Raw genomic sequence first — 21361 nt, forward strand, 5'->3', positions numbered from 1 at the left:
AGGATTTGCGATGCCTGTCATGCACTTTCGGATTCAGTGGCCCGATGGCGATGAAGCGAACTGTTATTCGCCGTCGCTCGTTATCGGCGATTTCTTCAAACCTGGCGAGGCTTATGCACTGAACGATTTCGTCGAACGTTCGCGGCAGGCGTTGGGTATCGCCTCGGAGCGCGTGCGCGAGAAGTACGGCTTTGCCTGTTCGGCGGCAATGGATCAGCTCGCACAGATCGAACGCGACGCCGAGCGCTTTCGCGATCGGCCCGAGGCGACCGTCAAGGTTATCGAATTCAGCTAGGCGCTTATTTTTGCAAAGGATGCATCATGTCGAATCTAACCCACCATGTGCGCGCTGACGGGCATTACAGCGTGGTTGTCATCGGCGGCGGGCAGGCGGGCCTGTCGGTCAGCTATTACCTCAAGCAGGCCGGCATCGACCATCTGGTTGTGGAAAAGAACACGGTGACGCACACGTGGCGCCAGCAGCGCTGGGACGCGTTCTGTCTCGTGACACCGAACTGGCAGTGTGCGTTGCCCGGTTATCCCTACCTGGGCGACGATCCGCACGGGTTCATGAAGAAGGACGAGATCATCGACTATCTCGACGGTTTCATCGCGCACGTCGATGCACCGGTGATCGAGCACGCGGAAGTCAAACGCGTGAAGCAGCGCGACGATGGCATCTATACGGTCGTGACGACACAGGGTGATTTCACCGCGGACCAGATCGTGGTCGCCTCGGGTGGCTATCACACGCCGATCGTGCCGCGTCTCGCCGAGCGTTTGCCCGCCAGCATCGTGCAGTTGCAGTCCTCCGCATATCGGAATCCACAGCGCTTGCCCGAGGGCGCGGTCATGGTGGTCGGCACTGGGCAATCCGGCGCGCAGATCGCCGAGGACTTGCATCTGGCGGGGCGCAAGGTGATTCTCGCGGTCGGCGAGGCGCCGCGCTGCGCGCGTTTCTACCGGGGGCGCGACGTGGTCGATTGGCTCGCTGACATGCAGTACTACGACATGCCGGTCGAAAAGCACCCGTTGCGCGAAGGCGTGCGCGACAACACCAATCACTATGTGACCGGCCGCGACGGCGGGCGCGACATCGACCTGCGCAAGTTTGCCGCCGAAGGCATGGAGTTGTACGGCAGGCTCGACGATCTGCGCGACGGGCAATTCCATTTCGCACCGACACTCGCCGCGAATCTCGACGCCGCGGACGATACCTATAACCGCATCAACGCGAGCATCGACGGCTTCATTGAAAAGCATGGTATCGCCGCCCCGGCAGGGGAAGTCTACGAACCCGTCTGGCGGCCGGCCGAAGAGCGCACGACACTCGATCTCCACGCTAGCGGCATGTCGGCAATTATCTGGTGCATCGGTTTTACGCCGGACTTTAGCTGGCTCGACGCGCCGGTGTTCAATGGGCGCGGTTATCCGGCGCATACCCGTGGCATTACACCGATCGACGGTTTGTATTTTGTCGGCCTGCCGTGGCTGCATACGTGGGGATCGGGGCGCTTCTCAGGCGTTGCGCGCGATGCGGAGTTCGTCGTACAGGCGATTCGCGAGAAAACGCGCGAGCGTGAGTCGGTGAGGGCGGCCGTGGCGGCATGAGATTACGATCCAAGTGCAGCGACGCGAATGCATGAAAAAAACGGCCGCTGCTTTTTATCGCAGCGGCCGCTTCTTCTGGTACGGACTGGATCTAAGCGGAGCGGAAACCTAGCTGCCCAGCGCCGGATCGCTCATGCTGCTGCTGCCGGTTTCCACGTGGCCGGCGAGGCGTCGTGCGAACGACGGGTCGGTGTCGACGGTAATCGTCAGGTCGTACCAGCCGTACGCGTTGCGCAGATCGAGGTACAGCGGTTCGGTATCGCCGCCGCGCACCGAATGCTTGACTACATTGTGTGCATCGTAAGCATTGACGATCGTGAACTGGCAGCGTGCGCTGCCCACATTTTCCAGCCGCAATTGCAGGTTGCCGTTCGCGACGTCGTAGCCTTCGGCAATTTCCGGTCGCGCGATATCGGAGCCGTTCCACCAGTTTCTTGCGACCGGCTTGCCGGCGAAGCGGCGCAGAAATCCGTTCGGGCCGTGTACCGTGTAATCGTACGTGCCGTCGATATTCAGCGGCAACTGATCCTGCAGCCGCTTGCCGGCTTCGACCGTATATGTCAGCGGTGCGGCGAGACCATTCGCTGCATAGACGAGAAACACGGCACCCGTGCGGCCTGAATTGACGAAACGCATCGTCAGCTTGTTAGCCGAGCCTTCGCCATGCACGCGCACGAACAACTCGTACGGCAGCGCGCGCGCCGGGCGCACGCCGGGTTCCTGCTTCGGCACGGCCTGCAGAAGCGGCGGCAGCGGGACATAGTCCGGATGACGATTCTGATCGGGCGGTACATAGCCGCTGGTGCTCGGCAGTGTCGGAAACGCGTCGTTCGGGGTGCTGAAGTTGAATGCCGACATCAGATCGCCGCATACCGCGCGACGCCATGGTGTGATGTTCGATTCGCCGAGATTGTGCTGCTGGCCGAAGCGCTTTTCGATAAAGCGGATCACCGACGTATGGTCGAACAGTTCCGAGCACACGTAACCGCCTTTCGACCACGGCGAGACCACCAGCATCGGCACGCGCGGTCCGAGCCCGTACGGACCCGCTGGCGTACTGCCGCTGCCCGCATAATTTTCATTGCTGGTGTCGACGGTCGACAAACCGTTTGCGCTCGATACGGGCGCGAACGGCGGCGCAATATGATCGAAGAAGCCGTCGTTTTCGTCGTAATTGATCAGCAGTACGGTCTTGCTCCACACCTCGGGATTCGATGTGAGAATCTGCAGGACCTGATCGATGTACCACGCGCCGTAGTTCGACGGCCAGTTCGGGTGTTCGGAATACGCTTCCGGAGCAACGATCCACGAGACTTGCGGCAGCGCGTTGTTCTGCACGTCGCGCTTGAGAATGTCGAAATAACCGTCGCCGTTGGCCGCGTTCGTGCCGGTACGGGCGTTGTCGTACAGCGGGTTGCCCGGCTGCGCGTTGCGGTATTGGTTGAAGTAGAGCAGCGAGTTGTCGCCGTAGTTGCCGATGTACGGATTCTGCGTCCAGCCCCACGAACCGCTGGCGTTGAGCCCCATACCGATGTCCTGATAGATTTTCCAGGTGACGCCGGCGTTCTGCAGCACTTCCGGATACGTAGACCAGCCGTAACCGAGTTCCGAATTGTCGATCACCGGGCCGCCGCCGCTGCCGTCGTTGCCGACCCAGCCGCTCCACATGTAGTAGCGGTTCGGGTCGGTCGGACCCATCAGCGAGCAGTGATACGCGTCGCAGATCGTGAAGGCGTCGGCGAGTTGATAGTGGAACGGAATGTCGTCGCGCGTGAGATAGGCCATCGTCGTGGTGCCCTTGGACGGCACCCATTGATCGTAGCGGCCGCCGTTCCACGCTGCGTGCGTGCTGGTCCAATCGTGCGCGAGGTCTTGCAGAAACTGCAGACCGAGGTTCGGTGCGGTGGGACGGAACGGCAACACGTGGCCCAGATCCGCGGCGAGCGGCTGGTACCACACGGGCTTACCGTTGGGCAGGTTGATCGCGCGCGTGTCGCCGAAACCGCGTACGCCTTTGAGCGTGCCGAAGTAGTGGTCGAACGAGCGGTTTTCCTGCATCAGCACGACGATATGCTCGACGTCGCGAATGCTGCCGGTCTTGTTGTTGGCGGGAATTGCGAGAGCGTTGCGAATGCCCAGCGGCAACATGCTCAACGCGGTGGCGGATCCAGCGGCGTGCGCGGCGGAGCGCAGAAAATCACGGCGATTTCTTGAAGTCATGGTTTTGGCTTTCGATCTTCATAAGAGGAACGAACCATGCGGCGCGAGCGTGGGCCACGTGCCGCATGGGGTGCGAAACTCAATCTACGGTGTGGATCACAGGTGTAGCGAGCGGCGTCGACGCGGTAGAAGACAGCGCCGTGTCGGCGCTTGATGCGGGCAGTGCTGGGGTTTGAATCGTGAGTGCGGGGAGTGCGGGTGAAGCGGACGACGGATTTGCTGAGAGGGTCTGTGCCGTGCCGCCGTTATCACCGGCACTCTCGGTAGCGCGGGTTACGTTCGTGTCCGGCGCCTTGTCGTCGTCGTTGCCGCAGGCGCCAAGCAGGCCGCATAGGGACACGGCAATCAGCGCACCTGCCAAACGTTTGCGGTGTGAGGCAGCAGTCGGCTTCGACACAACGGACATGGAATGTCTCCGGCACGGGGGAGGAAGCGCCAAGGCATTCGCGTGCCCGGGTCAGCGATGCAGCAGAATAATCGTTGACCCGTGTAAGTTTTGTGAAGAGAGGGTGAGTATTGGTGAGGGTGAGGGTGAGGGTGAGGGTGAGGGTGAGGGTGAGGGTGCGGCCGGCCCGCAGTCCTCAATCCTGGATTGCGACGATCGCCTCGATCTCGACCGTGATATTGCCCGGCAGGGAGCCGACGCCGACTGCCGAGCGCGAGTGCCGGCCGGCATCGCCGAATACATCGACGAACAGATCCGAGCAACCGTTGATCACGCGTGGATGCTCGGTGAAATCCGGCGCGGCGTTGACCATGCCCAATAGCTTGACGACCTGCTTCACGCGCCGCAAATCGCCGAGTTCGTTATGCAGCACGGCGAGCAGATTCAGGCCGACCATCTGCGCGTGCCGATACGCTTCGTCCGCACTGACGGTGGCACCGACCTTGCCGGTCATCAGCGAGCCGGTTTCGTCCAGCGGACCCTGGCCGGATAGAAACAGCAGATTGCCCTCGCGCGTGCAGTGCGTGAAATTGCCGATCGGCGTCGGCACTTGCGGGAGCTTGAGGCCGCGCGTGTGCAGCCGGTCGTAGCAGTTCATCGATAAGGAAGTGATGGTGAGCGGTCTTTAAGGAGTCAGCGTTGCGCGCGGGTTGGGACTTAGGGCTTCGTGCCTGGAGCTGAGGGCGGCATTACGCCGCCGGTTCCTGCTCGCGATGCCGCCAGCCGAGGCGCGCTTCGATACGGGCGGCCACCGCCTGCACAGCGTGGGCGAAACGTTCGGTGCCGAGCTCGGCTTTCGCTTCGGGCATCACGATCGAAATCGTGAAGACGCACGCGCCGGTGTTATCGAGCACGGGCGCAGCAAGACACGCCACGGAGGCATCCGATTCGCCGATCTGAATCGACAGCCGCGCTTCCAGCGCTTCGCGGGCAAGCTGGGCGAGTACTTGCGGCCGGGTTTCCGCGCGGCCGGTCGGCGAGCTTTGCGCATGTTGCGCGAAAAACGCGACCCGCTCGGCATCCGGCAGGTGGCCGACGAGCAAGCGTCCGGACGCGGTCCAGTTGAGCGGCACGCGGCTGCCCACTCGCGAGGTCACCCGAAAATGCCCCGGCCCTTCGGCCATTTGCTGAACGACCATCATGCCGTCTTCGAGTCCGCAGACCTGCACGGTTTCTTCGACTTCGGCGGAGAGCCGCTGCATTTCCTCATGCGCGACCGCGAGGTAGTCGAGCGAACTGGCGTACGTCAAACCGTAACCATACAGACGCGAGCCGAGCCAGATCGTGCCGTCCATGCGACGCGCCAACAGATTCTTCTCGACCAGATCGTTGATGATCGAATACACGGTGGACAGCGGCGCGCCGACCATGCGCGCGACTTCATACGCGGTAGCAGGACGGTTCGCCTGCTGGAGCGCGTCGAGAATCTGCACGGCGCGCTCGATCGCGCTGGTGCGCGTGCGCGGCGCGGCGGTTTCAGCGTGTGCTTCGGCGCCGGTTGAAGGCGCCGCGGGTACTGCTTCGGACACGGAAGGTCGGGACGTGCGAGCCATCATGCTCCTCTGACGCGAGATGTTTTTGTCCAGTTGACGCAGGGTGATTGTATGCTAGACTGATCCTCAATTACAACATATATTCCATAATTAAGAAATACCCGGTCGGAGGCGCTTCATGGACATTCGCTCTCGCTTTGGCTTACGCCCCGTCATCAATGCCTCAGGCACGATGACGAGTCTTGGCGCGTCCATTGTTAGCGCGCCGGTAATCGACGCGGTGGCGCAAGTGTTGCCGCAATTCGTCGAGATCGACGATCTGCAACGCAGCGCCTCGGCGACGATTGCCGCGGCGTGCGGCAGCGAAGCCGGGTATATCACCGCGTCGTGCTCGGCGGCGATCACGCTTTGCATTGCCGCCACCATGACAGGCGACGACCGCGGCCTGATCGAACGGCTGCCCGATACGGCCGGCCTGCAGCGCAACGAAGTCGTGATTCAAACCGGCCACCTCGTCAATTATGGCGCACCGGTGGACCAGGCGATCCGTCTGTCCGGCGCGCGCGTCGTGCAGGTGGGCGCGTCGACCGAAGCGCACGGCTACCAGTTGAATACCGCGATCACCGAACGTACGGCCGCGGCGCTTTACGTCGTTTCGCATCATACGGTGCAATTCGGCATGATCCCACTCGAAGAATTTATTGCGGTCGCGCACGCGAAAGGCGTGCCCGTGATTGTCGATGCGGCTTCCGAATACGACCTCAAACGATTCATCGACGCCGGTGCCGATCTCGCGCTCTATTCGGCGCATAAATTTCTTGGCGGCCTGACCGCCGGCATTGTCGCGGGTAAGAAAGCGCTGGTACGTGCCGCGTATTTCCAGAACGGCGGCATTGGCCGCGGCATGAAAGTGGGCAAGGAAGGCATTGTGGGTGCGATCGCCGCGCTCGAACAATGGCAGCGGCGCGACCATGCTGCGGTTCGCGCCCGCGAACTCGGCTACCTGACGCTGTGGCGTGAAGCCTTGAATCGCTGCGACGGTATCCGGGCGGAGATCGACGCAGACCCGACCGGCAATCCGCTCGACCGTCTGAAACTGCATATTGATCCCGCGCAGGCACGAATCACTGCGTGGGATCTTGCCGACGCGCTTGCGCGGCCGCCTGAAGGCGAAGCGCCGGTGATCGTGCGCGATCATGAAGCGGAACTGCATTTCTTTTTCCTCGACCCGTGCAATCTGCATCCGGGCGAAGAACAGATCGTACTGGCGCGTCTTACTGCCGAACTCGAACGCGCACGGCAGTCGCCCGAACCTGTTGTCACGCCGTTTTATCAGCGTGACGCGCGCCGTATTGCCGCGCGGCGTAATTGGCCGGATTGATTTTCTCCCGGCCCACATCGATTTATCGATGACCGTTGTTTGACCGCAGCACCGGACGCCGATCCGGTGCGGTTTTGACTTGCCAACTTAGTACTACTGATATCGCCGGAACATCATCGTGTGACCGGCGGTCGTTTTTCTTTCGACTTGAGGAAACCATGATGCACAAGCAGATTCTTCGTACGGCTATCGCGTTCGCTGCTGCCGGACTCGCCGCGCAGGCCGCCCATGCGCAAAGCAGCGTGACGCTGTACGGCATTGTCGATGCCGGCTTTACCTTCACCAATAACCAGAAGGGTGAGAAGGCCTATCAGGCGACGCAGGGCAATGTGCAGGGCTCGCGCTGGGGCCTGCTCGGCAGCGAAGATCTGGGCGGCGGCAACAAGGTCTTGTTCAGGCTCGAAAACGGCTTCAGCATGGAGACGGGTGCATCCGGTCAGGGCGGTCGCATATTCGGCCGTAGCGCCTGGGTCGCGCTCTCGAACAATACGGCGGGCACGATCACGCTCGGCCGTCAGTACAACAGCGTGCAGGACTATCTGTCGAACATGCAGATCAATGGCGTCGGCGCAATGAGCCAGTACGGCAACGCAATCTACGACAACGACGATATCAACAACACGTACCGCACCGATAACGCGATCAAATACACCACGCCGACGTATGCCGGGTTCACCGCGAATGCGATGTACGCGTTTTCGAACACCGCAGGCGAGTTCGCCAACAACCGCGCATGGAGTGTCGGCGCCGATTACGTGAACGGTCCGCTGCATCTCGATGCGGCTTACTCGCTGGTCAATCAGCCGGCTACCAACACCGCGGGCGCAGCGCCGTCGGACAACTACTACGGCACCAGTTCGTCGATCATCAGCGGGGTGAAGCGCAACCAGGTGTGGGGCGCGGGCGGCGCTTACGTATTCGGCCCGGCGACAGTCGCGCTGCTGTACACGAACTCGCAATTCCAGTTGCTCAGCGGCGGTAGCCTGCGTTTCGCCAACTATGAGGCCAGCCTGAAGTATCAGCTCACGCCGGCCACGCTGCTCGCACTCGGCTACATCTACACGACGCAGAACACCAGCGGCACCACGGCCACCAATGCTCATTACAACCAGTTGAGTGTGGGCGGCGAGTACTTCCTGTCGAAGACCACGGATCTCTACCTGAACGGCATCTACCAACGCGCATCGGGTTCGCACGCATGGGTCGAAGGCATTTCGAATCCGTCGAGCAACAACGGCCAGTTCGTGACCGTCGCGGGCATCCGCCACAAGTTCTAAGTACGCCACCCGCGTCGCTGCGCATACAACATTCCGCTTAACGGAAGCCGCGGCGCGGCTCTTTCTCTTCAGGAGCACCTATGGCGACCGTTCAAGGAAGTCTGTTACTCGTCTATGCATTGATTGCCATCATCGCGCTGGTCGTGCTGATCGCGCGCTTCAAGATGAATCCGTTCATCACGTTGATGATGGTGTCGGTGGCATTGGCGCTGGCCGTCGGCATGCCGGCGACGTCGATTCTCAAGTCGTTCGAAACTGGTGTGGGCGGCACGCTCGGCCACATCGCCATCGTGGTCGGTCTCGGTACGATGCTCGGCAAGATGATGGCCGAGTCGGGCGGTGCGGAACGTATCGCGCGTACGCTGATCAGCCTGTTCGGGCCGAAGAACGTGCATTGGGCGATGATGTGCATCGCTTTCCTCGTCGGCTTGCCGGTGTTCTTTGAAGTCGGTTTCGTGCTGCTGATTCCGATCGCGTTCAACGTCGCTCAGCGGACCGGTACGTCGATGATTCGCGTCGGCATTCCGATGGTGGCGGGTTTGTCCGTCGTGCACGGCCTGATTCCGCCGCACCCGGCTGCGCTGCTCGCGGTCACCGCGTACAACGCGGATATCGGTCACACGATTTTCTACGCGTTGATCGTGGGCATTCCGACCGCCGCGATTGCGGGTCCGCTGTTTTCCAGGCTGATCGCGCGCTTTGTGGTGTTGGACGGTGTCAATCCGATGGCGCAGCAGTTCATCGAGCAGGACGCGCAGCGCTCGCAGCAGGCACTGCCGGGCTTCGGCATCACGTTGTTGACGGTGCTGTTGCCGGTATTGTTGATGCTGGTCGGCAGCTGGGCCGATGCGATCGCGCCGGCCAAGTCCTCGCTGAACAACGCACTGCGTTTGATCGGTCACCCGGACATGGCTTTGCTGCTGGCCGTGCTGTTGAGCTTCTACACGTTCGGCAAATCGCGCGGCTTCAACCGTGAACAGATCCTCAAGTTCACCAACGAGTGTCTTGCGCCGACGGCGAGTATCACGCTCGTGGTGGGGGCCGGCGCGGGCTTCGGACGCATCCTGATCGACAGCGGCGCCTCGAAGGCGATTGTCGATGTCGCGACGGGCGCACACGTGCCACTGTTGATTCTCGCCTGGCTAGTGGCGGCGTTGATTCGCGTGGCGACCGGTTCGGCGACGGTCGCAATGGCGACGGCGGCCGGCATCATTGCACCGATCGCGGCAGCGGCGGCGGGCACGGTGGGCGGCGTGCGGCCCGAGTTGCTGGTGCTGGCCACCGGTGCGGGATCGTTGATTCTGTCGCACGTGAACGACGGCGGTTTCTGGCTGGTGAAGGAGTACTTCGGCATGACGGTGCCGCAAACCTTCAAGACGTGGACCGTTTGCGAAACGATTATTTCAGTGACCGCGCTGGTGCTGACGTTGGGGCTTTCCACCGTGATTTGAGCGGGGAGAAGTGGGGGCGCGGCGTGTCTTTATGGCGCGCCGCGATTCCGCGTTGCCTTGCTGATGGTGTTCAACGATGTAGCGAGACAAAAGCCGCAATCGCGTCATTCAGCGCATCCGGTGCATCGCGATGCGGCGAGTGTCCACACGCGTCGAGTTTGACCAATTGCGTATGTGGCACGCGCTCGCCGATCGCATCGATCTGCGCCATGGTGCCGTAGTTATCGTCGTGGCCTTGTACCGCGAGTAAAGGTTGGTTGATGGCAGCTAGTTCATCGACGATGCGCCATTCCCGGAACGCGGGATTCAACCAGATGTCGTTCCAGCCATAAAACGCGGAATCGACGTCGGCGTGATAGCGGGCTAGCTTGCTGCGTAGATCGGTGGTTTCGTACAGCTTCTTGGTCTGCGCAATGCTTTCCACAGAAACGTCTTCGACGAATACATGCGGTGCGATGGCTACCGCACCCGCCAACTCATCCGGATGCAACGCCGCATAGAGCAGCGTGATCGAACCGCCGTCGCTATGGCCGATCAGCCACATGCGCTTGCGCTCGTGCATGCCGATATCGAGCGCATCGAGCAAAGCGGGCAGGATATCGCGCGCTTGCGCGGTCATGAAATCGACCGGCCATTTGACGTCATGCTCACGCGGTGTGGACAGTCCATAGCCGGGCCGGGAATAGACGAGGCCACGCATGCCGAGGCGTTCGCACAAGACTCGCGGCCAGTCGCGCCACATTGCAATCGAACCGAGTCCTTCATGCAGGAAGACGGCGATCGGCGCATTTCCCGCAGTTTCATTCACCCAACGATATTCGATGCGCAACGGCCCATGCGAGGCCGTAGCGGGCACTTCTGCGAATTCGCTAACAACGGTTGCGGTTGCGGGGTTCTGCATGGATCACCTTACGACTGCTCGCGCAGTTTGAAGCGTTGAATCTTGCCGGTAGCGGTTTTTGGCAAATCGTCGACGAACAGGATATCGCGCGGATACTTGTGCGGCGCGAGCCGTCCCTTGACGAAAGCCTTCAATTCATCCGCGAGTATCTCAGACGGCGCGAATTCACGCTTCAACACCACGAACGCGCGGGTCTTGACGAGGCCGCCGTGATCGACGCCAACCACGGCCGCTTCCAGCACCGCGTCGTGTTGCACCAGAACCATTTCCACTTCGACGGGGGAAACATACTGACCGCTCACTTTCAGCATGTCGTCGCTGCGGCCCGCATACACATAGCAGCCATTCGGCAACCGGCAGTATTTATCGCCGCTGCGAATCCACTCGCCGAGGAACGTCGCGCGCGACTTCTCGCGATTGCTCCAGTACATGAGCGCCGCACTCGGCCCCTTGATATACAGATCGCCGACTTCGTCGTCGGGCACCGCATGTCCCGCTTCGTCGCGTAGTTCGACTTCATAGCCGGGAACGGGGCGGCCCGTGGTGCCGTATTCAACTTCACCCGCGCGATTCGACAGGAAGATATGCAGCATTTCAGTCGAGCCGATCCCGTCGAGAATGTCGCAGCCGAAGTGCGCATTGAAGCGCTCGCCAATCTCGCGCGGCAGGGCTTCGCCGGCCGACGTGCACACGCGCATCGCGACATCGGCGCGCGCAGGCAGGTTGGGTGAGACGAGCATGCTCGCGTAGAGCGTCGGCACGCCGTAGAAAATGGTCGGGCGATGCCGGACGAGGCGCGTGAAAATCGCGTCGGCGGTGGGGCGCTCGGCCATGAGTACAGCCGTAGCGCCAACCGAAAGCGGGAACGTCAACCCATTACCCAGACCATACGCAAAGAATAGCTTGGCCGCGGAGAAAACCACATCGCTTTCGACGATGCCAAGAATCGGCTTCGCATACAACTCGGCGGTCCAGTACAGATTTGCGTGCGTATGGACGGTGCCTTTCGGTTTGCCCGTCGAGCCGGACGAATAAAGCCAGAACGCGATATCGTCGCAGCCGGTCGTGGGCGCCTTGATGGCCGGCGTGGCGGCGTCGATCAGATCTTTAAGCAACGGCGCCGTCAAAGGGATGCCCTCAGGCGGCTGCGAGACGATCAACTGACAACCGTCGTGTTCGGCGGCATCCATCGCCTGCGTGACATTCGGCAGCACTGCGCCGGATGCGATCACGGCGCGCGCGTGGCTGTGCGTCAGCATGTAGACGTAATCGGCTGCGGTGAGCAGCGTGTTCGCGACGACCGGCACGACGCCCGCATAGAGCGCACCGAGAAAGGCGACCGGCAGTTCGATGGTATCGAGCATCACCAGCAGCACGCGTTCTTCCGGGTGCACGCCGAGTGTGCGCAATGCGCTTGCGAAGCGCCGGGCCCGCTCTTCGAGTTCGCCGTAAGTCGTCGTGCCGACGTCGTCGATATAGGCGGTTTTGGCGGCGCGGGCTTCATTCAGCCGGAACAGGTAGGCCGCGAAATTGAATACCGCGGGCGGCGGTTCGACAGTCGGGGCGGGCCGACTCGCCGCCGTTTCCAGCAGGGCTTCCATATGTCTCCTCCATCGGGTGGGGGGCGGTCCGGCGCTTATGTGCTCTTGATCCGCTCGATGCTTACTGTCTGATTGTCTGAGGCCTGTCTCGTGCCACTACGCTGCGGGCAAATGCGTGGCGTGCGTCAATGTATCGATTGCAGCACTCGATGCCTGAACGGCCGAGCGCCTGTGATAGAAACCCAATGCACGTAGCCCGCCGAGTTCTTCGCCCCCTCCCGCGCGGCCCGGTCCACCATGCAGCGACATCGGCATCACGTTGCCGTGGCCGGTTTGACTCTGCTGGACGGAAGGGGAGATCGCATGGACGCGCCCGTGCGAATCGGCGAGTTCCAGTGCGAGCGTGCCGAGGTGCGCGTCGTCGTTCGAATAGATCGAGGCGACGAGCGAGCCCTGGCCGCGCCGCGCGAGGGCGACGGCGTGCGCTTCGGGAAGGCCGCCATTTGCTGCGCTGGTGACGCGATAGGGCGCCACGGTTGCCACCGGTCCAAACACTTCGACGTCGTGCAGCAGCGTTGCGCGATCAGGATCATTGACCACGAATAAATGCGGCGCGACGCAAGCCGCAATTGTCGCGTCCGCATCGATAAGCGCTGCGGACGAGCCGTCGTATGCGAGCACCGCTTCCTCGCGCAACGCGGCGATGCCGGCCAGTACGTTTTCGTATTGCTCACGGCTCACGAGCGAACCCATCCGCACGGTGTCGTTGCGCGGATTGCCGATGGTGATTTTTGCGAGCTTTGCTTTGAGTGCATCGAGCACCGCTTCGAGCGAGGCCTCAGGCACGAACGCGCGCCGGATCGCCGTGCATTTCTGACCGGACTTCACGGTCATTTCGCGCACCACCTCCTTGATGAACAGTTCAAAGGCCGGCGTATCCGGTGTCGCGTCGGCACAGAGAATTGCGCTATTGAGGCTGTCGGCTTCGACATTCAGCCGTGCGCCATGTTCGACGAAAGCCGGATGCGCGCGCAGTATTGCGGCGGTTTCCGCGGAGCCGGTGAACGACACCACGTCGAATGCCTGAATCTGATCGAGCAGACCCGCGGAACCGCCGCAGATGACGGACAACGCGCCGGGCGGCAGAATGCCTGCGTCGACCACATCGGCAACCATGCGTTGTGTGAGCCATGCCGTCGCCGTGGCGGGCTTGATGATGACCGGCACGCCGGATAGCAAAGCGGGCGCGGCTTTTTCCCACAAGCCCCACGAGGGGAAATTGAACGCGTTGATGAAGAGCGCGATACCGCGCGTTGGCGTGAGCACATGCTGCACGCTGAACGATTGGTCTTTGCTCAACGATACGACGTTGCCGTCGCGCAGGGCATGCACGTCGCCGAGCGAGGCACCGAGTTTCGCGTAATACGACAGCGTGAATAGGCCGCCGTCAATGTCGACTGCCGAATCATTGCGCGTGGTGCCCGAGTTTGCAGTCGCGATCGCATAGTAGTCGTCGCGCTTCGTCTGCAGCAGTTTGACGATCTCGGCGAGCCGGGCGGCGCGCTGCGCATAGGTCAGCGCACGCAAGGCAGCACCGCCTTCCTCCCGGGCAAAACCCAATGCACGCTTGAGATCCAGGCCCTGACTCGACACGCGTACGAGCGCCTCGCCGGTGATCGGGTCGGTTAGCGTCATGCCTTCGCCGCCGCCCGCGACCCACTGGCCGGCAACGTAGTTTTTCAATAATTCGGTCATGGCGAGTCTCAGGCGGAAGGTGAAGTTGCGGTGAATTCGATCGCGCCTTGCGGCAGCAGATACAGCACCAGCGCCTGCCCGTTCGCAACAGTCGGGCGGTGCGCGCTACCGGCGCCGTATACGCACCAGCCGGCGGGATGACCGTCGAACGTGGCGCCTTCGGTGAGCGGCATGATCAGATCGATTTCGCCGTTTGGGTGAACGTGATGCGGGCCGGCAATATCTTTCATATCGACCACGTCGACGGAAAAGCCGTGGGTCTCCGGCAACGCCTTGAAGATGCGGCCATAGCGAATGCCACCGCCTTCGCGGTTGCACAGCCAGCCTTCGGCCACGCCGGTGCGGCAGGCATCGGCCAACTCGCGGAAGGCCGCGCCGTCCGCGGGATACGTGTCGTTGAGCCACGTGGCCAGCGCGCCGTCGAGCGGCCGGCCGGCGAGTTGCCCGGTCACGCCCGCAATCAGGCGTTGGAAGTCGTGTGGGGACATGCGAGCCTCCAGATCAGCACGCGCACGCACCTTAATTCATGCGTGTTGCCGCGCTGTTTCCGTGACGCTGCCGAAAAACCTCGACAGCGTTTGTTATTGGATCAATATTTGGCGAAAATTAACCGTTCACCCTGCGCCTGTCAAGCACTATAGTACATGTAACGTATTCAAGAGGCAGTTAAACATGAACCAGAATTACTCTCCCGCGCCGCTGGATGATCCGGCCGATGAGGATGCAAGCCGCGCGGGCCGGGCCGACATCGGGGCTGAGCGTGGGGCGGAGCGCGAGGAACGCGATCCTTTTCTGACCGCGATGGGCGAGCGCGTGCGCCTGCTGCGTGCGCGCCGCGGCATCACGCGCAAGACGCTGGCGACCGAAACCGGCTTGTCGGAGCGTCATCTGGCGAATCTGGAGTCGGGCGTGGGTAACGCGTCCGTGCTGGTGCTGCGGCAGATCGCGGCGACGTTGAATTGCCCGCTGGCCGAAGTGATCGGCGACGAAACCACCGCTTCCGCCGAATGGCTGCTGATTCGCGAACTGCTGCAAGGGCGCGATCAGGCGGCGCTGCAGCGCGCCCGCGTGGCGCTTGCCGAGATGTTCGCGCAAGCGCCACGCGACCCGCATCGCAAGGACCGGATCGCGTTGATCGGCCTGCGCGGAGCCGGCAAGTCGACCTTTGGACGGATGCTGGCGCAGGAGCGCAAAGTGCCGTTCGTCGAACTCACGCGCGTGATCGAGCAACTCGCCGGCTGCCCGCCGTCGGAGATTCATTCCCTCTATGGTGCGAGCGCTTATCGGCGCTATGAACACCGTGCGCTCGAAGCCGTGATTCAGGAACACGAGCGCGCCGTGATCGCCTCGCCTGGCGGACTGGTGTCGGAATCGGGCACCTTTAACGCGCTGCTGTCGCACTGCTTCACGGTGTGGCTGCAAGCCACGCCGGAAGAACATATGCGCCGCGTCGTCGCGCAAGGCGACCTGCGGCCGATGTCCGGAAACAAGGAGGCGATGGACGACCTCAAGCGCATCCTGGCGGGGCGTAGCGAACTCTACGGCCGTGCCGATATGACCTTCGACACCAGCGAGAAAACCTTGGCCGACGCCTACTTGCAGCTGCGTGACCGGCTTGCAGCAAGGCTCGCAGCAGAATCGCCGGATGACGCAGGAGTGCGCTGAAATGCAGTGCGAGTCCAGGGTTTACTAGCAAACATGCATTAAAGTGCTTTACATGGGAATGGCGATGCACTATTGTTCAAAAAACAAGTTTTGCATCGTCCAGTCAGGAGACGCCCCATGTCCACAGCAGAAACCGCCATCGCGCCGGTTGACTACCGCACCGATCCCTCGCAGTACAAGCATTGGAAGCTGAGTTTCAACGGACCCGTCGCGACCCTCGGCATCGACATCGCTGAGGACGGCGGGATCCGTGACGGCTACAAGCTGAAGCTGAATTCATACGACCTCGGCGTCGACATCGAACTGCACGACGCGATACAGCGCATCCGCTTCGAGCATCCTGAAGTCAAAACGGTGGTGCTGACGAGCCTGAAGGACCGCGTGTTCTGTTCGGGCGCAAACATCTTCATGCTGGGCCTGTCCACGCATGCGTGGAAGGTCAATTTCTGCAAGTTCACCAATGAAACGCGCAATGGTCTGGAAGACTCGTCGCGTCATTCAGGTCTGAAGTTTCTTGCCGCCGTGAACGGTGCGTGCGCCGGTGGTGGTTACGAACTCGCGCTCGCTTGCGACGAAATCTATCTGGTGGATGACCGTTCGTCGTCCGTATCGCTGCCGGAAGTGCCGTTGCTGGGCGTGCTGCCCGGCACGGGCGGCTTGACGCGCGTCACCGATAAACGCAAGGTGCGTCACGATCGTGCGGACATCTTCTGTACGGTGGTCGAAGGTATTCGCGGCGAACGGGCGAAAGCGTGGCGTCTCGTGGATGAAGTCGTAAAGCCGAATCAGTTCGATCAGACGATCCAGGCGCGCGCGCTCGAACTCGCCGAACAAAGCGGTCGCCCGTCGGACGCGCAAGGCGTGATGCTTACGCGTATCGAACGCACCGATCGCGAAGACGGCCTGACTTATAAAACGCTCGACGTCACGATCGATCGTGCGAAGCGCATTGCCACTTTCACGGCGAAAGCGCCGCACGCCGGACAACCCACGGCGATCGAGGCGATCGTCGCCGCCGGCACGAACTGGTGGCCGCTGCAGTTCGCCCGCGAACTCGACGACGCAATTCTGTCGATGCGCACCAACGAGCTCGAGGTCGGCACCTGGGTCTTCAAGACCGAAGGCGACGCGCGTAACCTGCTCGCCGCCGACGCCACGCTGATGCAGCACAAGGACCATTGGTTCGTGCGCGAGACCATCGGCCTCTTGCGCCGCACACTGGCGCGTATCGACGTGTCGTCGCGTTCGCTGTTCGCATTGATCGAGCCGGGCTCGTGCTTTGCGGGCACCTTCGCGGAACTCGCGTTTGCCTGCGACCGCAGCTATATGGCGGCACTCCCGAGCAACGAAGACGAAGAACCGGCGATCACGCTATCGGAAGTCAACTTCGGTCTCTATCCGATGGTTACGCATCAATCGCGCCTCGCTCGCCGCTTCTATGAAGAGGCGGAACCGCTCGACGCCGTGCGCTCGAAGATCGGCCAGGCAATCAAGCCCGTTGAAGCCGAACGTCTGGGTCTCGTGACCGCGTCGCCCGACGATATCGATTGGGCCGACGAAATCCGCATCGCGCTCGAAGAACGTGCGGCCATGTCGCCGGATGCATTGACCGGACTGGAAGCCAATCTGCGCTTCAACGGCCCGGAAACGATGGAGACGCGAATTTTCGGGCGTCTCACCGCATGGCAGAACTGGATCTTCAACCGGCCGAACGCAGTGGGCGAGAAGGGCGCGCTCAAGGTGTACGGCAAGGGCAGCAAGGCGCAATTCGACGTCTCGCGCGTTTGACCCTTGTCTGACCCCTCCGACGCGACGCCACTGCAAGCAACGCCGTCTGCCTGATACGCGCCTCTCATACTCAAGCACTGCAGCTTCCGACCGGGAACCGACCATGTCTACGATCAATTACAGCGAAAAGATTCCGAATAACGTCAATCTCGCCGACGACCGCGCCTTGCAACGCGCGCTCGAACAATGGCAGCCGAATTTTCTGTCGTGGTGGGGCGATATGGGCCCGGAAGGCTCGCACGGCTATGACGTGTATCTGCGCACGGCAGTGAGCGTCGACGCCGGCGGGTGGGCGCATTTCGATCACGTGAAGATGCCGGACTATCGCTGGGGTATTTTCCTCACGCCCGGCGAGCAGGACCGCAAGATTCATTTCGGCGAGCATAAGGGCGAGGCTGCGTGGCAGGACGTGCCCGGCGAGCATCGCGCGAATCTGCGCCGTATTATCGTGACGCAAGGCGATACGGAGCCGGCTTCGGTCGAGCAGCAACGGCATCTGGGTTTGACCGCGCCGTCGATGTACGACCTGCGTAACCTGTTCCAGGTGAACGTGGAAGAAGGGCGCCACCTCTGGGCGATGGTGTATCTGCTGCATCGCTACTTCGGCCGTGACGGTCGAGAGGAAGCCGAAGCATTGCTCGGCCGCCGTTCCGGCGACGAAGACAATCCGCGGATTCTCGGCGCCTTCAACGAGAAAACGCCGGACTGGCTGGCGTTTTATATGTTCACGTACTTCACCGACCGTGACGGGAAATTCCAGTTGTCGGCGCTCGCCGAGTCGGGTTTCGATCCGCTGGCGCGTACCACGAAGTTCATGTTGACCGAAGAAGCGCATCACATGTTCGTGGGTGAATCGGGTGTGTCGCGCGTGATCCAGCGCACCGCGCAAGTGATGAACGAACTGGGTACGGACGACGTCGCGAAGATTCGCGCGGGCGGCGTGATCGATCTGCCGACTATCCAGCGTTATCTGAACTTCCACTACTCGGTGACGATCGACCTGTTCGGCGCCGATCATTCCTCGAATGCGGCAACGTTCTATAGTTCGGGTCTCAAGGGCCGCTATGAAGAGAACAAGCGCGACGACGATCATCAACTGAACGGTCAAAGTTACAAACTGCTCGACGTGCAGGACGGCAAACTGGTCGAACGTGAAGTGCCGATGCTCAACGCCATGAATGAAGTGCTGCGCGACGACTACATTAAAGATTCGGTGGCGGGCGTCGGTCGCTGGAACAAGGTGCTCGAGAAGGCCGGCATCGATTTCCGCATGACAGTGCCGCATAAAGCGTTCAACCGGCAGATCGGCACGTTTGCGGGGACGCGTGTTTCGCCGGATGGTCGCGTGATCAGCGAGACCGAATGGGCTGCGAACGAAGCGAAGTGGCTCGCCACGCCGGAAGACCGCGCGTATGTCGCGTCGCTGATGGGCCGCGTCGTGGAGCCAGGCAAGTTCGCGAACTGGATTGCGCCGCCCGCAATGGGCGTGAACCGTCAGCCGATCGATTTCGAATACGTGCGCTTTAACTGAGCACGGCGATTGAAAACGCGCGGCGTGCGGCGTTGTATTCGCACGAATATCTGGTGGAGGAAGTCATGAACGGCCCAGTATCGATCGAAGTTCTCAGGCAGCATCTGATCGATCCGGAAATCTGCATTCGCTGCAATACCTGCGAAGAGACTTGCCCGATCGATGCGATCACGCACGACGAAAACAATTATGTGGTCAAGGCGGATGTCTGCAACGGCTGCATGGCGTGCGTGCCGCCGTGTCCGACCGGCGCGATCGATAACTGGCGCACCGTGCTGAAAGCCGATGCGTATTCCATCGACGAGCAGTTCAAGTGGGACGTGTTGCCTGAGCAGAATACGATGGCCGTGCCGGCTGCGGAAGAGGAATCGGTCGCGGCCGGTTCGTCGGGCGATACACCGGCGGACGCAAGCGGTATTGAAGTGGATACCGTGCGTGGGTCGGTCGTCCCGCCGTGGTCCGCGGCGAAACCGTACGTGAATCTGTATACGCACAAGACGCCGACTACCGCGACGGTGGTCGGCAACTATCGGCTGACCGACGGCTCAACCGAGAGCGACATCCATCACATCGTGCTCGATTTCGGTTCGATGCCGTTCCCGGTGCTGGAGGGGCAGTCGATCGGCATTCTGCCGCCGGGCGCGACTCCGGATGGCCGGACGCATCACGCGCGGCAGTATTCCATTGCGAGTCCACGCGATGGCGAACGGCCCGGCTATAACAACGTTTCTCTCACCGTGAAGCGGGTTTCCCAGCAGCACGGCGACGCACTCGACGGGGTCTGCTCGAATTATCTGTGCGATCTGAAGAAGGGCGACGTGGTCAGCGTGATCGGCCCGTTCGGCGGAACGTTCCTGATGCCGAATCATCCGAACTCGCATCTGCTGATGATTTGCACGGGTACTGGCTCAGCGCCGATGCGCGCAATGACCGAGTACCGCCGTCGGCGTCGTCTGAAGGGCGCGACCGGCAAGCTGATGCTGTTCTTCGGTGCGCGTACGAAAGAAGAGTTGCCGTATTTCGGGCCGCTGACAAATCTGCCCAAGGATTTTATCGACACGAACCTGGCGTTCTCGCGTACACCGGGTCAACCCAGGCGCTACGTGCAGGACGCGATGCGTGAACGCGCAGTCGACGTCGCGCAGATGCTCAAGGACGACAACACGCATATCTACGTCTGTGGGTTGAAGGGGATGGAAGACGGTGTGCTGCAGGCGCTTAAGGAAATCGGCGAACAGCATCAACTCGATTGGGACGCGTTATGGATGAAGTTGAAGCGGGAAGGGCGGCTGCATCTGGAGACGTATTGAGCCGCCAGGCCTCGAGAGAGAGCCATCACTCAACGGTATGAAGGTCCGGCTGCTTCAAAAAAACGCAGCCGGGCTTTTTTATCTCGATGGGTCCGCACCGTCTTCGTGCTGCATCGGCGACACCGCCCCGCACGCCCGAATCACCAACTGCACGACTTCCTCCGTCGTCGCCTCAAACGCCTTCTGCGTCAGCGCGCGTTTGCCTTTAAGCGCGCGAATCTGCGCGTCGAAGTCGGCGTAATGCTGGGTGGTCGCCCAGATCATGTACATCAGCGTTTGCGCATTCACCGGCGCCAGCAGCCCGCGTGCGATCCAGTCGTCGATCACCTTCACCCTGCTGTCCAGCCACGGCTTCACACGCCCCGTGAGTATGTCCTCCATATGCTCCGCGCCGTGAATGATCTCGCTCGCCCACACCTTCGAGCCCAATGGCCGGCGGCGCGACAACTCCATTTTCGCGCGTACATATCCGCCGATCGCTTCGACCGGATCGTCGCTGCATTCGAACGTATCCGCCGCGCGGTACCAGTCTTCGAACAGGTCTTCGAGCACACGCCGGTACAACGCGAGTTTTGTCGGGAAGTAGTAATGCAGGTTGGCTTTCGGTAAGCCTGCGCGTTCCGCGATCATGGCCGTGCTGGTTCCGTCGAGTCCTCGCTCCGCGAAAACCGCTTCGGCGCATGCCAATAAATGCGCTTCATTCGACTCGCGAATGTGCGCCTTGCGCCGCCGCAAAGGTGCGCGAGTTTCGTCCTGTGTCTCGTCGTTTTCCGTGATGTCGGCAGCCACGTTGTCGTCTCTCATGTTGGCCTTCGTCGGCATGTGTGCCGCGTCGCGCTTCATTCTAGTCGTTTGAGCGCGGATGGACACGCGCATTCGAGGCCGTCGAAAAATGCGTGCTGCAGTGCAATGGCACGCTTCTCGCTATGTTTTCCACCGTACGAAAGGTATTGATTTGGCGGGCTTAATCGTCTACAACCTGTCCAACTGGA

At 61.5% G+C, this 21361-nt stretch carries 18 protein-coding genes; 9 read left to right on the forward strand and 9 right to left on the reverse strand.

What is annotated here, in order from left to right; genetic code table 11:
• The first annotated feature begins 10 nt into the window (after positions 1 to 10).
• Positions 11 to 295: an MSMEG_0570 family nitrogen starvation response protein gene (locus tag PQQ95_RS31170; protein WP_408444742.1), complete on the forward strand. Its 285-nt coding sequence runs from the start codon at positions 11 to 13 to the stop codon at positions 293 to 295.
• Between the two features lie 26 nt (positions 296 to 321).
• A complete protein-coding gene (locus PQQ95_RS31175) occupies positions 322 to 1611 on the forward strand; it encodes an MSMEG_0569 family flavin-dependent oxidoreductase (protein WP_408444745.1) in 1290 nt (429 codons plus the stop codon).
• Positions 1612 to 1719: 108 nt separating this feature from the next.
• Here the strand turns inward: PQQ95_RS31175 and PQQ95_RS31180 are convergent, their stop codons facing one another.
• The 4 genes from PQQ95_RS31180 to PQQ95_RS31195 form a co-directional block, all read right to left on the reverse strand.
• Positions 1720 to 3831, reverse strand: coding sequence for a phosphocholine-specific phospholipase C (locus PQQ95_RS31180; protein WP_408444748.1), 2112 nt, complete (start codon positions 3829 to 3831; stop codon positions 1720 to 1722).
• Between the two features lie 79 nt (positions 3832 to 3910).
• Entirely contained in the window at positions 3911 to 4237 is a 327-nt protein-coding gene (locus PQQ95_RS31185; RefSeq protein ID WP_408444751.1) for a hypothetical protein, read from the reverse strand.
• A 175-nt stretch (positions 4238 to 4412) separates the two neighbouring features.
• Positions 4413 to 4874 (reverse strand): RidA family protein, encoded by a 462-nt coding sequence (locus tag PQQ95_RS31190; protein WP_408444753.1) that lies wholly within the window; start codon positions 4872 to 4874, stop codon positions 4413 to 4415.
• Positions 4875 to 4965: 91 nt separating this feature from the next.
• A complete protein-coding gene (locus PQQ95_RS31195) occupies positions 4966 to 5805 on the reverse strand; it encodes an IclR family transcriptional regulator (protein ID WP_408444755.1) in 840 nt (279 codons plus the stop codon).
• A gap of 142 nt (positions 5806 to 5947) precedes the next feature.
• On the opposite strand from PQQ95_RS31195, the gene PQQ95_RS31200 reads away from it, so the two are divergent.
• The 3 genes from PQQ95_RS31200 (at position 5948) to PQQ95_RS31210 (ending at position 9878) form a co-directional block, all read left to right on the forward strand.
• A complete protein-coding gene (locus PQQ95_RS31200) occupies positions 5948 to 7150 on the forward strand; it encodes an aminotransferase class V-fold PLP-dependent enzyme (protein WP_408444758.1) in 1203 nt (400 codons plus the stop codon).
• Between the two features lie 158 nt (positions 7151 to 7308).
• A complete protein-coding gene (locus tag PQQ95_RS31205) occupies positions 7309 to 8427 on the forward strand; it encodes a porin (RefSeq protein ID WP_494471482.1) in 1119 nt (372 codons plus the stop codon).
• An 80-nt stretch (positions 8428 to 8507) separates the two neighbouring features.
• Entirely contained in the window at positions 8508 to 9878 is a 1371-nt protein-coding gene (locus PQQ95_RS31210; RefSeq protein ID WP_408444760.1) for a GntT/GntP/DsdX family permease, read from the forward strand.
• A gap of 70 nt (positions 9879 to 9948) precedes the next feature.
• Here the strand turns inward: PQQ95_RS31210 and PQQ95_RS31215 are convergent, their stop codons facing one another.
• The 4 genes from PQQ95_RS31215 to PQQ95_RS31230 all read right to left on the reverse strand — a co-directional run bounded on the left by PQQ95_RS31215 (position 9949) and on the right by PQQ95_RS31230 (position 14563).
• A complete protein-coding gene (locus PQQ95_RS31215; protein ID WP_408444763.1) occupies positions 9949 to 10779 on the reverse strand; it encodes an alpha/beta fold hydrolase in 831 nt (276 codons plus the stop codon).
• Positions 10780 to 10787: 8 nt separating this feature from the next.
• Positions 10788 to 12380, reverse strand: a complete 1593-nt coding sequence (locus tag PQQ95_RS31220) for a benzoate-CoA ligase family protein (protein ID WP_408444765.1) — start codon at positions 12378 to 12380, stop codon at positions 10788 to 10790.
• 96 nt (positions 12381 to 12476) lie between these two features.
• Entirely contained in the window at positions 12477 to 14075 is a 1599-nt protein-coding gene (locus PQQ95_RS31225) for a 3,4-dehydroadipyl-CoA semialdehyde dehydrogenase (RefSeq protein ID WP_408444768.1), read from the reverse strand.
• 8 nt (positions 14076 to 14083) lie between these two features.
• Positions 14084 to 14563: a DUF4863 family protein gene (locus PQQ95_RS31230; RefSeq protein WP_408444771.1), complete on the reverse strand. Its 480-nt coding sequence runs from the start codon at positions 14561 to 14563 to the stop codon at positions 14084 to 14086.
• 184 nt (positions 14564 to 14747) lie between these two features.
• Between PQQ95_RS31230 and PQQ95_RS31235 the strand changes: the two genes are divergently transcribed.
• The 4 genes from PQQ95_RS31235 to boxA all read left to right on the forward strand — a co-directional run bounded on the left by PQQ95_RS31235 (position 14748) and on the right by boxA (position 20369).
• Positions 14748 to 15740, forward strand: a complete 993-nt coding sequence (locus PQQ95_RS31235; protein ID WP_408444773.1) for a helix-turn-helix transcriptional regulator — start codon at positions 14748 to 14750, stop codon at positions 15738 to 15740.
• Positions 15741 to 15857: 117 nt separating this feature from the next.
• Positions 15858 to 17528 (forward strand): 2,3-epoxybenzoyl-CoA dihydrolase, encoded by a 1671-nt coding sequence (gene boxC, locus PQQ95_RS31240; protein WP_408444776.1) that lies wholly within the window; start codon positions 15858 to 15860, stop codon positions 17526 to 17528.
• Between the two features lie 103 nt (positions 17529 to 17631).
• Positions 17632 to 19059 carry a benzoyl-CoA 2,3-epoxidase subunit BoxB gene (gene boxB / locus PQQ95_RS31245; RefSeq protein WP_408444778.1) on the forward strand — a complete coding sequence of 476 codons (1428 nt, stop codon included), beginning with the start codon at positions 17632 to 17634 and terminating at the stop codon, positions 19057 to 19059.
• 65 nt (positions 19060 to 19124) lie between these two features.
• Complete coding sequence (gene boxA / locus PQQ95_RS31250) at positions 19125 to 20369, forward strand: benzoyl-CoA 2,3-epoxidase subunit BoxA (protein WP_408444780.1); 1245 nt, start codon at positions 19125 to 19127, stop codon at positions 20367 to 20369.
• A gap of 78 nt (positions 20370 to 20447) precedes the next feature.
• On the opposite strand, the gene PQQ95_RS31255 is transcribed toward boxA, so the two are convergent.
• Positions 20448 to 21212, reverse strand: coding sequence for a TetR/AcrR family transcriptional regulator (locus PQQ95_RS31255; RefSeq protein ID WP_408444783.1), 765 nt, complete (start codon positions 21210 to 21212; stop codon positions 20448 to 20450).
• Between the last annotated feature and the right edge of the window lie 149 nt (positions 21213 to 21361).

The organism is Paraburkholderia caffeinilytica, assembly GCF_046030355.1.
Taxonomy (GTDB): Bacteria; Pseudomonadota; Gammaproteobacteria; order Burkholderiales; family Burkholderiaceae; genus Paraburkholderia; species Paraburkholderia caffeinilytica_B.